Genomic DNA, 14,174 nt, shown 5'->3' on the forward strand with positions numbered 1-14,174 from the left:
TGGGCACCCGCGATGCCCGGCGGGGTGGGCATCCGGCCGGGCCGGGCGGACACGTCGTCGCCGGAGGTGCCGGCCGACTCCTGCGAGGTGCGGCCGGACGCGGTCGCGTCCCGGGCCCGCGCGTCCGGGGTCTCCTGCCCGGACACGGGCTCTGGTGCGGACCTCTCCCGTGGGCTTGCTGGCGGACGCACGACGGTTCCCCCTGACGATTCGGCCCTGGCGATTCGGCTCTGTGCTTGATCAGTCCCTGGACGTGCCGTTCGGTCTGGTGCGGTGCGGGGGCTCCGCCGGGAGGGCCGGACGGCGCGGCGACAGGAGCAGGACGGCGAGGAGGAGCAGCAGGAGCAGCGGCGGCGCGAGGGGCGCGAGCTGCGCACGCCAGACCCAGCCCGCCACCGCGGCGAGATACACAAGCCCCCAGCGTCCCGGCCACGGCAGCCGGCCGCCCAGCTTGGCGAGCAGCAGCCACAGCGGCACGAGACACAGCACCTGGAGGACGAGCGGCGTCCAGCGCAGCAATGGGCCGGGCCCGTCGAGCCCCAGCGCCTGCGCGAGCGGCCCGGCCGCCTTCGCGTACAACTGTCCGCCGACCGCCTCCGGTTCCCGGCCGAGCGCGACGGGCGCCGCGTACAGGGCGAGTACGGCGGCGCCCAGCGCGGTGCCGGGCAGCCGCGGGTCGGGCACGGCGCACAGGGTCACGGCCGCCACGAACACCACGAGCAGCAGGGTCCCCGCGACCAGCGCCGGCGGGGGCAGCCCCCGCAACAGCTCCTGTCCGGTCACCTCGGACCCGGCGTTCGTGCCGCCGCCGAGCCACGGCAGGTCGCGCAACGCCCACCAGAAGACCACGGCGGCCACACCGAGCAGCGTCCACAGGACCGCCCGGAGACGGCGCTCAGGGATCGGCCCGGGTGGCGCCTCGGGGCCGGGGCGCCGGGCGATCACCGCGGGGGTGTCCGCCGCCGGGCCCTGCCTTTCGTACCCCGGTCGCCCGGCGGACAGGGCGACGGTGTCCCCCCGTGGCACCTCGTCGGAGCGCTCTCCCTCGTACGCCGCCCGCCGGGCCCAGCTCGTGCCGTACCCCGCGGTGGCGTTCAGCCGGGCCCAGCGGGTGCCGTAGGAGGTGCCGGGGCCCGGCTTCCGGCCGCCGGGCCCGCCGGAACCACCGGCCCGGTCGGCGCCGCGCAGGACGGCGCGCAGTCCGGGCACGCAGCCGACGGCGACCACCGTCATGCTCACCAGCACCGCCCAGCCGGCGCCCGCGATCCCGGCCGGCGAGAACAGCATCGCCGCGCTGCCCAGCACGAGGACGCACATGGCACCCTGCACCGCCGCGAGCACGCCGGTGCGCCCCTGGACGCGCAGCACCCCGATGTACAGCTCGACCACGATCCTCGGCAGCGCCCCGACGGCGAGCAGCCGCAGCACCGTAGAGCCGTGCTCGGCGTAGTCCCGGTCGAAGGGCGCGAGGATCTGCGGGGCGAAGACGACCAGGAAGAGCACCACCGGCACCAGCAGCAGCGTCATGCGGCGCAGCGCTCCGCGGACGCCGTCGGCGAGGCGGCGCGGGTCGTGCGAGGCGTGCGCGGTGAGGGACGAGGCCATGTTGATGGCCATGAACTCCATCGTGCCGCCGACGGTGTAGGCCACGTAGAAGTAGCCGTTCTGCGCGGCGCTGAAGTGCACCGCCACCATCACCGGCAGCAGGTTGATCATCGCCAGGCTGAACACCGCGCCCAGCGAGTCCCCGGCCAGGAACCGGCCCATCTCCCGTGCCCTGGGCGGCTCCACGTCGTGGTCGGCGGCGGCCTGGCGCGGAATGAGCCGGCGGAAGATCAGCCAGCCGAGCGGCAGGGTGGAGAAGGCGATGGCCACGGCCCAGGACACGAAGATGCCGAGCACCGGCAGCGTGCCGGCGAAGACGGCCAGCAGGACCAGCTTCCCGACCGAGAACACCGCGTTCCCCGCGGGCACCCACTCCGCCTTGCGCAGCCCGGTCAGCACGCCGTCCTGGAGGGTGAGCAGCGCCCAGGCCACACACGCGGCGACGAACAGCGCCCCCGCCCCCGCCGTGCCCAGCGGGGCGTACGACGCGCCCCACAGGTCGAGGGTGAGCAGGAAGACGACGGCGGCCGCGGCGACGACCACCGAACTGGCCGCGTACGCGCGCCACACCAGCGGCCCGGTCGCCCGGCCGGCCCGCGGCACGAAGCGGACCACGGCGCCGATCATCGTGGTCGCCGTGACGCTGGCGAGCAGCCGCATGGCGGCGATGGCGGCGGAGCCCTGCCCGACGGCCTCCTGCGAGTAGTAGCGGGCGGCCACGAGCCAGAAGCCCAGGCCGAGTACGGCGGAGACGCCGGTGCTGAGCATCAGGAAGTAGGCGTTCTTGAAGAGCGAGTCGCCACCGTGCCCGCCCGCCGGCGGTGTCGGGCCGCCGCCCGCGGGTGCCGCCGCGGCCTCCTGCACCCGGGTCTCAGCCACCGGACGGAACCAGCCCTTCCGGCACCTCGGCGGGTTGCGCTCCCGACTCATCGAGCGCCGCGACCACCGCGCGGGCCCGCAGCGGATCCACGGGCAGCGCGTGCCGCGCGAACCAGCGCGCCCCCTCGGGCGAGGGCGACGGGTCGGTGAAGGCGGCGCCCGCGTAGTCGTCCAGGGGCGGGTCGTAGAGGTAGCCGACGACGATGCCGCGCCGGGCCAGCGCCCGGACCGCCGCGTCCCGGTCCGCCACCAGCAGCGGCACCCGGAACAACGGCCGTACCCCGCCCGGCGCTTCCGCATGCCCGGCCCGCGTCGCCCAGCGGGTCGACAGCAGCAGCTCCGTGCCCGCACGGCAGCCCGCGAGCACGTCGTCCAGCCGGTCGAGCCGGCGCCCGACGCGCCCGAGCCGGAAGCGGCCGGCGCGCAGCCGGTAGTCGTGCATGTCGACACGGACCCAGGGGTCGTGGGCGTCGAGGCCGGGGGCCGACGCCGCCGCGCGCGCCAGCTCGGCCGGACGCAGCGGCATCCGGATCTCGTCCCGCTCCGTCAGCCCCAGCAGCCGCATCGTGGCCCAGGCGGCGCGCCGCAGCCGCAGCCCGCGTACGGCGGCCTCCGCGTACGGCCGCAGGGCGTAGGCGACTTCGGCCGTCGTACGGCGCGGCAGCAGCAGCTCGTCGCAGGTCTTCTCCAGCGTCTCCCGCAGCCCCGGGTCGGCGACCGCGAGGATGCCCCCGGCCTTGGCTCCGACATGCTTGGACAGGCTGAAGACGGAGGCGTCGCCCCAGGCGCCGACCGGCCGGCCGCCCACCTCGCTGCCGATGGCGTGCGCCGCGTCCTCGATCAGCGGGATGCCCAGGGCGTCGCAGCGGGCCCGCAGGGCGGGCGCCGGGTCCGGGTTCCCGTACAGGTTGGTCGTCAGTACGGCGGACAGCGAGCCCCACACCTCGTCAGGCACGGCGTCGACGTCGATGGAGGCGTCCGACGCCTTCAGCGGCGCCTGCACCGGCCGCAGCCCGGCCGCCAGCACCACGAAGAGGATCACGTCGTCGTTGACCGGCGACATCAGCACCCGGCCGCCCGGCGGGCACCAGTGACGCAGTGCCGCGTACAGCCCGAAACGGCACGACGGTACATACACGCACTCCCGGCCGAGCCGGCCGCGCATGGTCGCTTCCAGCCGTCTCCTCGGCCGCGAACCATCCCGCACCGAACCCGGACCGGCCTCCCCAATGGCCATCCGCTCCCCCTGGTGTGCCGTCGAAGGCCCCCTCCCCGAGACCTTCCGGCACCCGCCCAGAGTCGCCCCGTTCGCACCACTGCGTCAAGATTGCGTACCGGCCTGTGGACAACTTCCCGTGCCCGAGCGGAAGCGGAGTGCCACCTCCACGGCCCCGTACGCGGGCGCGCGCCGACGGCCCGGGAGCCCTCCCACCGGTCCCTCCGCTCGCCCCGCGCACCGGCTCCCGGGGCGCTCCTCGCACGTCAGACCGCCTGCGCGCGAGCTGACCGGCACGCGGCGCCACGTCCCCGCGCACTGCCCAAGACCGGCATGCCACCCGTAACGTGTGGCCCGACCACGCGCCACGTGGCACACACCCGATCACGTGGCGCACACGGCGGCGCACGGCGCACATGGCGCGCACGGCGCACCTGGCGAGCACGAAAGCGAGGCAGCACCCGATGCCCCCCTTCGATGTCCCCGAGGGCGATCCCTTCGGCCCGCACAACCTTCCGTACGGCGTGTTCTCGATCCCCGGCACGCGGGAGCCGACCGTGGGCGTCCGGCTCGGCGACCACGTCCTCGACGCCGGCGCGGCGGCCCACGCACTCGGGTCGCCGTACGCCTCCCTGCTCGCGCGGCCCACCCTGAACCCGCTGCTGGCGGCCGGCCGCACGGCCTGGTCCGACGTGCGGCGCGCGCTGACCGCCTGGGTGACGGTCCCCTCGCACCGCGAGACCCTGGAGCCGCTGTTCCACCCGCTGTCGTCGGTGAGCCTGCACCTGCCCTTCGAGGTGGCGGACTACGTCGACTTCTACGCCTCCGAGAACCACGCCCGCAACGTCGGCCGGATCTTCCGCCCCGACGCCGCGGACTCCCTCACGCCGAACTGGAAGCACCTGCCGATCGGCTACCACGGCCGCTCCGGCACGGTCGTCGTGTCGGGCACGGACGTCGTGCGGCCGTCCGGGCAGCGCAAGGCCCCGGCCGACGCCGCCCCGGTGTTCGGCCCGTCCGTCCGCCTCGACATCGAGGCCGAGGTCGGCTTCGTGGTGGGCGTGCCGTCGCAAAGGGGCACTCCGGTGGGGCTCGGCGACTTCCGCGCGCACGTCTTCGGGCTCTGCCTGCTCAACGACTGGTCGGCGCGGGACGTGCAGGCCTGGGAGTACGTCCCCCTCGGCCCGTTCCTCGGCAAGTCCTTCGCCACGTCGGTGTCCGCGTGGATCACGCCGCTGGACGCCCTGGAGGAGGCCCGGGTGGCGCCGCCCGAGCGCACGCACGAGCTGCTGCCCTACCTCGACGACACGGCCGGGGAGCAGGACGAACCCGCAGGCTACGACCTGCGGATCTCCGTCGCCCTGAACGGCCACGTCGTCTCCGAGCCGCCGTTCTCCACCATGTACTGGACGGCCGCCCAGCAGTTGGCCCACATGACGGTCAACGGCGCCTCGCTGCGCACCGGCGACCTCTACGGCTCGGGCACGGTGAGCGGGCCCGCCGAGCGGGAACGCGGCTCGCTGCTGGAACTGACCTGGAACGGCCGCGAGCCCCTGGAACTTCCCGACGGCAAGCGGACGTTCCTGGAGGACGGGGACGTGGTGACCCTCTCGGCCTGGGCGCCGGGGCCGGACGGCGTCCGGGTGGGGCTCGGCGAGGTGACCGGCCGGGTGGTCGGGCAGACGGCCGGGCGATAGCCCCGCACCCCCGCGTCCCGGATTCGGTGCCCGCCGACACCTGACTCACACCGCCCGGCGGCGTCATACTGGCGTCGGGCGGTGCGCGCGGCACCTCCGTGGGCCGGATGCCCCCGTGTCCACCGGGCCCGGCACGACCGGCGCCGCGGCACCACCGCGCAGCGAGCACCGCCCGGCCGCCCCGCACAGATCCAGTCCAGCTCAGATTCCAGTCCAGCCCAGATCCAGCACAGCCAGAGCCGCACGCCCTTCCGATCAGGATCCGGAGCCCGTGGCATGACCGTCTGCCTGCTCCTGCTGTTCGCCGTCGCCGTGACCGCCGCGGTGCCGGTCCCGCGCGCGCTGACCCGGTCCGCGTGGCCCGAGCGGGACCCCGTGGTCGCGCTGTGGGTGTGGCAGTGCCTGGTCGCCACGGTCCTGCTGTGCTGCCTGACGGCCCTCGCCCTCGGTGCCGCCGCCGTCTTCGGCACCGTCCGCGCCCAGCTCTTCGCCCCCGCGCCACCGGCGGTGACCGCGGCGTACAACCTCTCCGCCGGCCCGCCCTGGACGGCCGGGGTCACCCTGCTGCTGGCCGGGGGCGCCGCCTGGACGACCGCCATGCTCGCCCGCGAACTCGTCGAGGCCCGCCGCCGGCGCGCCCTGTCCCGCGCCCACCTGCGTGAGCGTGCCCCCGAACTGCCCGCCGGGCTCCCGGGCGCCCGCGGGCCCCTGCTGGTCCTGGAGGACGAGTATCCGGACGCCTGGTGGATGCCCGGCAGCCCGGCGCAGCTCATCGTCACCACCGGCGCCCTGCACCGCCTCACCGACCATCAGCTCGACGCCGTCCTCACCCACGAGCGGGGCCACGCCCAGGCCCGCCACGACTGGCTGCTGCATCTGTCCACCGCGCTGGCCACCGGCTTCCCGCGTGTCCCGCTGTTCGCCCACTTCTGTGAGCAGACCCACCGCCTGGTCGAACTCGCCGCGGACGACACCGCCTCCCGCCGCTGCGGCCACCTGACGACGGCGCTGGCGCTGATCGAGCTGAACCAGCACCGCGGCGTCCTGTCTTGCGCCTCCAGCCACCGCCTCCTCGGCGAACGCGTCGACCGCCTCCTGGCACCCCCGCCCCGTCTGCTCCCCCGGCACAGAGCCCTCACCACGGCGACGGCCGCCCTGATCCCCCTCCTCCCGCTGCTGATCACCTTCGCCCCGGGCCTGACGGCCCTGGCCTGAGCAGCGGCCGGAACCGCCCGTGGCCGCCACAGCCGCGCGCGCCCGACGCGGCGGTCTTCCGGCGTGAACCGGCCGAACGCCTCGTCTATATCCAGTCGTCGGGCTCGGGCTCCGGCTCGTGCTCGGGCCAGTCGTCCGCGCCGGGGTGCGCGCCGGAACCGGTGCCCGGACCGGTCGACGGGGCCGGTGCGGTCGCCGGCGCGGGGGCAGCGGCCGGTGCGGGGGCAGCGGCCGGTGCGGCCAGTCCCGCCAGCACCTCGATCACGCCCTCGCCGTACGTCGCGCGCTTCTTCTCGCCGACGCCGCTGATGCCGCCGAGCTGCCCGACCGAGGTGGGCCACACGGTGGCGATCTCCCGGAGGGTGGCGTCGTGGAAGATGACGTACGCCGGGACGCCCTGCTCCCGGGCCTGCTCGGCCCGCCAGGCGCGCAGTGCCTCGAAGGCGGGCAGCAGCTCCTCGGGCAGCTCGGCCGCCGCCGTCCTGGCCTTGCGGTCACCGCGGGCGGTCGTCGCGCGCGCCGCCGCCGGCTTCTTGGGCTCCTTGCGCAGCGGCACCTCGCGCTCCCGCCGCAGCACCTCTCCGCTGGCCTCGGTCAGCACCAGCGTGCCGTACTCGCCCTCGACCGCGAGCAGGCCCTGGGCCAGCAACTGCCGGGCGACGCCCCGCCACTCGCCCTCGGACAGCTCCTCGCCGATGCCGAACACGGAGAGCTGGTCGTGGTCGAACTGGATGACCTTGGCGGTGCGCTTGCCCAGCAGGATGTCGATGATCTGTCCGGCGCCGAACTTCTGCCCCCGCTCCCGCTTCAGCCGCACCACGGTCGACAGCGCCTTCTGTGCCGCGACCGTGCCGTCCCAGGTCTCGGGCGGGGTGAGACAGGTGTCGCAGTTGCCGCAGCCGGGCCGGTCCGGGTCCTGCCCGAAGTAGGCGAGGAGCTGACCGCGGCGGCACTGGACGGTCTCGCACAGGGCGAGCATCGCGTCCAGGTGGGACTGGGCCCGGCGGCGGAACACCTCGTCGCCCTCGCCGGACTGGATCAGCTTGCGCTGCTGTATGACGTCATTGAGGCCGTACGCCATCCAGGCCGTGGACGGCAGCCCGTCGCGTCCGGCGCGGCCGGTCTCCTGGTAGTAGCCCTCGACGGACTTGGGCAGGTCCAGGTGGGCGACGAACCGCACGTCCGGCTTGTCGATGCCCATGCCGAAGGCGATGGTCGCCACGACGACCAGGCCCTCCTCGCGCAGGAACCTCGACTGGTGCGCCGCGCGCGTGCCCGCGTCCAGGCCCGCGTGGTACGGGACGGCCTCGACGCCGTTGCGCGAGAGGAACTCGGCGGTCTTCTCGACCGAGTTGCGCGAGAGGCAGTACACGATGCCCGCGTCCCCCGCGTGCTCCTCGCGCAGGAAGCCAAGCAGTTGCTTCTTGGGGTCGGACTTCGGCACGATCCGGTACTGGATGTTGGGCCGGTCGAAGCTGGCGACGAAGTGCCGCGCCGACGGCATGTCCAGCCGCTCGGTGATCTCGCGGTGGGTCGCGTGCGTGGCCGTCGCCGTGAGCGCGAGCCGGGGCACGTCCGGCCAGCGCTCGCCGAGCAGGGACAGGGCGAGGTAGTCGGGCCGGAAGTCGTGGCCCCACTGCGAGACGCAGTGCGCCTCGTCGATGGCGAACAGGGAGATCTTGCCCCGGGAGAGCAGGTCGAGGGTGCCCTCAAGGCGCAGCCGCTCGGGCGCCAGATACAGCAGGTCCAGCTCGCCGGCGAGGAACTCGGCCTCCACCACGCGCCGCTCGTCGAAGTCCTGCGTGGAGTTCATGAAGCCGGCCCGCACGCCGAGCGCCCGCAGCGCGTCCACCTGGTCCTGCATCAGCGCGATGAGCGGCGAGACCACGATCCCGGTGCCGGGCCTGACCAGGGAGGGAATCTGGTAGCACAGCGACTTGCCGCCGCCGGTCGGCATGAGCACGACGGCGTCGCCGCCCGCCACCACATGCTCGACGACCGCCTCCTGCTCGCCGCGGAAGGCCTCATACCCGAAGACCCGGTGCAGCGTGGCCACCGCCTCGCTGACGTCGCCGTCCACCTGCCTCACCCCTGCTGACTGTGCCGTCTCGCCGATCACACCCGTCCCGCCCATCTTCCCGTCCCCCGTACGTCCTGCCGCGCCCGTCCGGCCCGCCTGGTCCGTCCTGCCCCGACCACTGCCTCAACGATAGGGGTCCGCGCCGACAGCCACGGAGTTATCCACAGGCTCACCCGTCGCGGACCGTCTCCCGGCGACCGGTCCACGCGCACACGGCGGCGGCCCGGCACCCCCGAGGGGTGCCGGGCCGCCGTACCGGCCGGGCGCGGGCGCCGCGTCAGCGCACGAACACCCCCGCCTGTCCCGCCAGGTCCAGGAAGTACTGCGGGGCCACACCCAGCACCACGGTGACCGCCACCCCGACGCCGATCGCCGTCATCGTCAGCGGTGAGGGCACCGCGACGGTCGGGCCCTCCGGCCTCGGCTCGCTGAAGAACATCAGCACGATCACACGGATGTAGAAGAACGCGGCGATCGCCGAGGAGATCACACCGACCACGACCAGCGGGGCCGCGCCGCCCTCCGCCGCCGCCTTGAACACGGCGAACTTGCCGGCGAACCCGGAGGTCAGCGGGATGCCCGCGAAGGCCAGCAGGAACACGGCGAACACCGCGGCCACCAACGGCGACCTGCGGCCGAGCCCCGCCCACTTCGACAGGTGCGTCGCCTCGCCGCCCGCGTCGCGCACCAGCGTCACCACGGCGAAGGCGCCGATCGTGACGAAGGAGTACGCGCCCAGGTAGAAGAGGACGGACGAGATGCCCTCCGGGGTGGTCGCGATGACACCGGCGAGGATGAAGCCCGCGTGCGCGATCGACGAGTACGCCAGCAGCCGCTTGATGTCCGTCTGCGTGATGGCGACGATCGCGCCGCCCAGCATGGTGATGATCGCCACGCCCCACATCACCGGCCGCCAGTCCCAGCGCAGGCCGGGCAGGACGACGTAGAGGATGCGCAGCAGGGCGCCGAAGGCGGCCACCTTGGTCGCCGCCGCCATGAAGCCGGTCACGGGCGTCGGCGCGCCCTGGTACACGTCCGGCGTCCACATGTGGAACGGCACCGCGCCCACCTTGAACAGCAGGCCCATGACGATCAGCGCGGAGCCGACCAGCAGCAGCGCGTCGTTGCCCATGGTGTCGGCGAGCGCCGGTGTGACGCTCTGCACGGTGCCGTCGACGACCTGCGCGATGGTGCCGTACGACATGGAGCCCGCGTAGCCGTAGAGCAGGGCGATGCCGAACAGGGTGAACGCCGAGGCGAAGGCGCCGAGCAGGAAGTACTTGACGGCCGCCTCCTGCGACATGAGCCGCTTGCGGCGGGCCAGCGCGCACAGCAGGTACAGCGGGAGGGAGAAGACCTCCAGGGCCACGAAGAGCGTCAGCAGGTCGTTGGCCGCCGGGAAGACCAGCATGCCGGCGACGGCGAAGAGCAGCAGCGGGAACACCTCGGTGGTGGTGAACCCGGCCTTCACCGCCTTCTGTTCGTTCTCGCTGCCCGGCACGGCGGCGGCCTGCGCGACGAAGGAGTCGACGCGGTTGCCGTGCGCCTCCGGGTCGAGCCGCCGCTCGGCGAAGGTGAACAGGGCGACCAGGCTGGTCAGCAGGATGGTGCCCTGGAGGAACAGGGCCGGTCCGTCGACGGCGACGGCGCCCATGGCCGTGATGCCCGCCTTCGTCGTGCCGTATCCCCTCGTCGCGAGCGCGACGACCGCGGCGAAGGCGGCGACGATCGCGACGACGGACACGAACATCTGGGCGTAGTAGCGGGATCTGCGCGGCACGAAGGCCTCGACCAGGATGCCGATGACCGCCGCGCCGATGATCACGAGGACGGGCGAGATCTGCCCGTACTCGATCTTCGGTGCGTCGATCTTGGCAATCGGGTCGGCCGCTGCCGCCGCCGTTGTCCACAGGCTGTGGACGGCTGTTGCGCTCACTTGGCCGCCTCCACCTCGGGCTGGGGGTCCTTCTTCTGAACGTCGGACATGGTCTGTCTCACCGCTGGGTCGACGATGTCCGTGACGGGCTTCGGGTAGACGCCCAGGAAGAGCAGCAGCGCCACCAGCGGCGCCACGACGACCAGCTCACGCACCCGCAGGTCGGGCATCGAGGACACCTCCGCCCGCACCGGGCCCGTCATCGTCCGCTGGTAGAGGACGAGGGTGTAGAGCGCGGCGAGGACGATGCCGAAGGTGGCGATGATGCCGATCACCGGGTAGCGCGTGAACGTGCCGACCAGGACCAGGAACTCGCTGACGAACGGCGCGAGGCCCGGCAGCGACAGGGTCGCGAGGCCGCCGATCAGGAAGGTGCCGGCGAGCACCGGGGCGACCTTCTGCACTCCGCCGTAGTCGGCGATGAGCCGCGAGCCGCGCCGGGAGATCAGGAAGCCGGCGATCAGCATCAGCACCGCGGTCGAGATGCCGTGGTTGACCATGTACAGCGTGGCGCCGGACTGGCCCTGGCTGGTCATCGCGAAGATGCCCATGATGATGAAACCGAAGTGCGAGATCGACGCGTAGGCGATCAGCCGCTTGATGTCGCGCTGGCCGACCGCGAGCAGCGCCCCGTAGATGATGCTGACGACCGCCAGGACCAGGATGACCGGCGTCGCCCACTTGCTCGCCTCCGGGAACAGCTGGAGGCAGAAGCGGAGCATGGCGAAGGTGCCGACCTTGTCGACGACCGCCGTGATGAGCACGGCGACCGGGGCGGTGGACTCCTGCATGGCGTTGGGCAGCCAGGTGTGCAGCGGCCACAGCGGGGCCTTCACCGCGAAGGCGAAGAAGAAGCCGAGGAACAGCCAGCGCTCGGTGCTGGTCGCCATGTCGAGGGAGCCGTTGGCTCGGGCCGCGGCGATCTCGGTGAGCGAGAAGTTCCCGGCGACCACGTAGAGCCCGATCACCGCGGCCAGCATGATCAGACCGCCGGCCAGGTTGTAGAGGAGGAACTTCACCGCGGCGTACGAGCGTTGCGTTGCCGCCGTCTTCTCGCCGTGCTCGTGGGCCCGGTCCCCGAAGCCGCCGATCAGGAAGTACAGCGGGATCAGCATGGCTTCGAAGAAGATGTAGAAGAGGAAGACGTCGGTGGCCTCGAAGGAGAGGATCACCATCGCCTCGACGGCCAGGATCAGGGCGAAGAAGCCCTGCGTCGGCCGCCACCGGCTGGAGCCGGTCTCCAGCGGGTCGGCGTCGTGCCAGCCGGCCAGGACGATGAACGGGATCAGCAGCGCGGTCAGCGCGATCAGCGCCACCGCGATGCCGTCCACGCCCAGTTCGTAGCGGACGCCGAAGTCCGCGATCCAGGAGTGGGACTCGGTGAGCTGGTAGCGGTCGCCGCCGGGGTCGAAACGGATCAGCACCGTGACCGCCAGCGCGAGCGTGGCCAGCGAGACCAGCAGCGCCAGCCACTTGGCCGCGGTGCGTCGCGCGGCCGGCACGGCTGCCGTGGCGATCGCCCCGACGGCGGGGAGCGCCGCCGTGACTGTCAGCAGGGGAAAGGACATCGCTATCAGACCGCCCTCATCAGCAGGGTCGCGGCGACGAGGAGTGCCGCACCGCCGAACATCGAGACCGCGTACGAGCGCGCGAAGCCGTTCTGCAGCTTGCGCATCCGCCCGGACAGGCCGCCGACCGAGGCCGCCGTGCCGTTGACCACCCCGTCGACCAGGGTGTGGTCGACGTAGACCAGGGAGCGCGTGAGGTGCTCGCCGCCGCGGACCAGGACGACGTGGTTGAAGTCGTCCTGGAGCAGGTCGCGCCGGGCGGCCCGGGTGAGCAGCGACCCGCGCGGGGCGACGGCCGGGACCGGGCGGCGCCCGTACTGCGCCCAGGCGAGGGCGACGCCGACGACCATGCAGACCACCGTCGCCCCGGTGACCACCCCGGCGCTGATCGGCGCGTCACCGTGGTCGTGCCCGGTGATGGGCTCCAGCCAGTGCAGGAAGCGGTCGCCGATGCTGAAGAAGGCGCCGCCCGCGACCGATCCCACGGCCAGCACGATCATCGGGATCGTCATGAGCCCCGGCGACTCGTGCGGGTGCGGCGGCTCGTGGGCGCCGCGGGTCTCGGCTGCGGGCTCCACGTCGGGCTTGGCCGGCGAGGGCGCCGGGGCGTCGCGCCAGCGCTCCTCGCCGAAGAACGTCATCAGCATCACGCGCGTCATGTAGTACGCCGTGATGGCCGCGCCCAGCAGGGCGCAGGCGCCGAGGATCCAGCCCTCGGTGCCGCCCTTGGCGAACGCCGCTTCGATGATCTTGTCCTTGGAGAAGAAGCCGGACAGGCCCGGGAAGCCGATGATGGCGAGGTAGCCGAGGCCGAAGGTGACGAAGGTGACCGGCATGTACTTGCGCAGTCCGCCGTAACGCCGCATGTCGACCTCGTCGTTCATGCCGTGCATGACGGAGCCGGCGCCGAGGAACAGCCCGGCCTTGAAGAAGCCGTGGGTCACCAGGTGCATGATCGCGAAGACGTAGCCGATGGGGCCGAGGCCCGCGGCCAGCACCATGTAGCCGATCTGCGACATGGTCGAGCCGGCCAGCGCCTTCTTGATGTCGTCCTTCGCGCAACCGACGATCGCGCCGAACAGCAGCGTGACCGCGCCGACGACGGTGACCACCAGCTGGGCGTCCGGCGCGCCGTTGAAGATCGCACCGGAGCGGACGATCAGGTACACGCCCGCCGTCACCATGGTCGCGGCGTGGATGAGGGCGGAGACCGGGGTCGGGCCCTCCATCGCGTCGCCGAGCCAGGACTGCAGCGGCACCTGGGCGGACTTTCCGCAGGCGGCGAGCAGCAGCATCAGGGCGATCGCGGTGAGCTTGCCCTCGTCGGCCGCGCCCGCGAGCCCGGCCTCCCCGTGGCCGCCGAGCACCGGCCCGAAGGCGAAGGTGCCGAACCACAGGAACATCAGCATGATCGCGATGGACAGGCCCATGTCACCGACGCGGTTGACCAGGAAGGCCTTCTTCGCGGCGGTGGCGGCGCTCGGCTTGTGCTGCCAGAAGCCGATCAGCAGGTAGGAGGCGAGTCCGACGCCCTCCCAGCCGACGTACAGCAGCAGGTAGTTGTCGGCGAGGACGAGGATCAGCATCGCCGCGAGGAACAGGTTCAGGTAGCCGAAGAAGCGGCGGCGCCGCTCGTCGTGCTCCATGTACGCGACCGAGTACAGGTGGATGAGCGAGCCGACGCCGGTGATCAGCAGGACGAAGGTCATCGACAACTGGTCGAGCCGGAAGCCGATGTCGGCCTGGAACCCCTCGACCGGGATCCAGCTGAACAGGTGCTGGGTCAGGGTGCGGTCCTCGGCGCCGCTGCCGAGCAGGTCGGCGAAGAGCACGACACCGATCACGAAGGACACGGCGGCCAGCAGCGTGCCGATCCAGTGGCCGACGGCGTCCAGCCGGCGTCCGCCGCACAGCAGGACCGCCGCTCCGAGCAGAGGCGCCGCCACCAGCAGCGCAATCAGGTTCTCCACGATTCAGC

8 protein-coding genes are annotated in these 14,174 nt (G+C 73.0%); 2 read left to right on the forward strand and 6 right to left on the reverse strand.

Going from position 1 to position 14,174, the window contains the following annotated elements; genetic code table 11:
• Positions 1-240: 240 nt before the first annotated feature.
• Positions 241-2,484 carry a lipopolysaccharide biosynthesis protein gene (locus tag AC4IHM_RS13385; protein WP_490867269.1) on the reverse strand — a complete coding sequence of 748 codons (2,244 nt, stop codon included), beginning with the start codon at positions 2,482-2,484 and terminating at the stop codon, positions 241-243.
• Positions 2,477-3,649, reverse strand: a complete 1,173-nt coding sequence (locus tag AC4IHM_RS13390; protein WP_490867270.1) for a DegT/DnrJ/EryC1/StrS family aminotransferase — start codon at positions 3,647-3,649, stop codon at positions 2,477-2,479. Before AC4IHM_RS13390 ends, AC4IHM_RS13385 begins: the two co-directional genes overlap by 8 nt.
• A gap of 515 nt (positions 3,650-4,164) precedes the next feature.
• Between AC4IHM_RS13390 and fahA the strand changes: the two genes are divergently transcribed.
• Positions 4,165-5,397, forward strand: a complete 1,233-nt coding sequence (gene fahA, locus AC4IHM_RS13395; protein WP_490867271.1) for a fumarylacetoacetase — start codon at positions 4,165-4,167, stop codon at positions 5,395-5,397.
• 276 nt (positions 5,398-5,673) lie between these two features.
• Positions 5,674-6,612, forward strand: coding sequence for a M56 family metallopeptidase (locus AC4IHM_RS13400; RefSeq protein ID WP_490867272.1), 939 nt, complete (start codon positions 5,674-5,676; stop codon positions 6,610-6,612).
• Between the two features lie 85 nt (positions 6,613-6,697).
• Here AC4IHM_RS13400 and recQ read toward each other — a convergent pair whose 3' ends face one another.
• The 4 genes from recQ to nuoL form a co-directional block, all read right to left on the reverse strand.
• Positions 6,698-8,746, reverse strand: coding sequence for a DNA helicase RecQ (gene recQ, locus AC4IHM_RS13405; RefSeq protein WP_490867273.1), 2,049 nt, complete (start codon positions 8,744-8,746; stop codon positions 6,698-6,700).
• A gap of 223 nt (positions 8,747-8,969) precedes the next feature.
• Positions 8,970-10,628: an NADH-quinone oxidoreductase subunit NuoN gene (gene nuoN / locus AC4IHM_RS13410; protein WP_490867274.1), complete on the reverse strand. Its 1,659-nt coding sequence runs from the start codon at positions 10,626-10,628 to the stop codon at positions 8,970-8,972.
• Positions 10,625-12,196: an NADH-quinone oxidoreductase subunit M gene (locus AC4IHM_RS13415; RefSeq protein WP_490867275.1), complete on the reverse strand. Its 1,572-nt coding sequence runs from the start codon at positions 12,194-12,196 to the stop codon at positions 10,625-10,627. The genes nuoN and AC4IHM_RS13415 overlap by 4 nt, the downstream gene beginning before the upstream one ends.
• Before the next feature lie 5 nt (positions 12,197-12,201).
• Complete coding sequence (gene nuoL, locus AC4IHM_RS13420; RefSeq protein WP_490867276.1) at positions 12,202-14,166, reverse strand: NADH-quinone oxidoreductase subunit L; 1,965 nt, start codon at positions 14,164-14,166, stop codon at positions 12,202-12,204.
• Positions 14,167-14,174 lie beyond the last annotated feature (8 nt).

Source organism: Streptomyces sp. SL06, assembly GCF_058244745.1.

Excerpts from the sequence above, each read along its gene's own strand:
- AC4IHM_RS13390 (WP_490867270.1), bottom strand. The coding sequence starts at position 3,649 with ATGCGCGGCCGGCTCGGCCGGGAGTGCGTGTATGTACCGTCGTGCCGT.
- AC4IHM_RS13400 (WP_490867272.1), top strand. The coding sequence starts at position 5,674 with ATGACCGTCTGCCTGCTCCTGCTGTTCGCCGTCGCCGTGACCGCCGCG.
- recQ (WP_490867273.1), bottom strand. The coding sequence starts at position 8,746 with ATGGGCGGGACGGGTGTGATCGGCGAGACGGCACAGTCAGCAGGGGTG.
- AC4IHM_RS13415 (WP_490867275.1), bottom strand. The coding sequence starts at position 12,196 with ATGTCCTTTCCCCTGCTGACAGTCACGGCGGCGCTCCCCGCCGTCGGG.
- fahA (WP_490867271.1), top strand. The coding sequence starts at position 4,165 with ATGCCCCCCTTCGATGTCCCCGAGGGCGATCCCTTCGGCCCGCACAAC.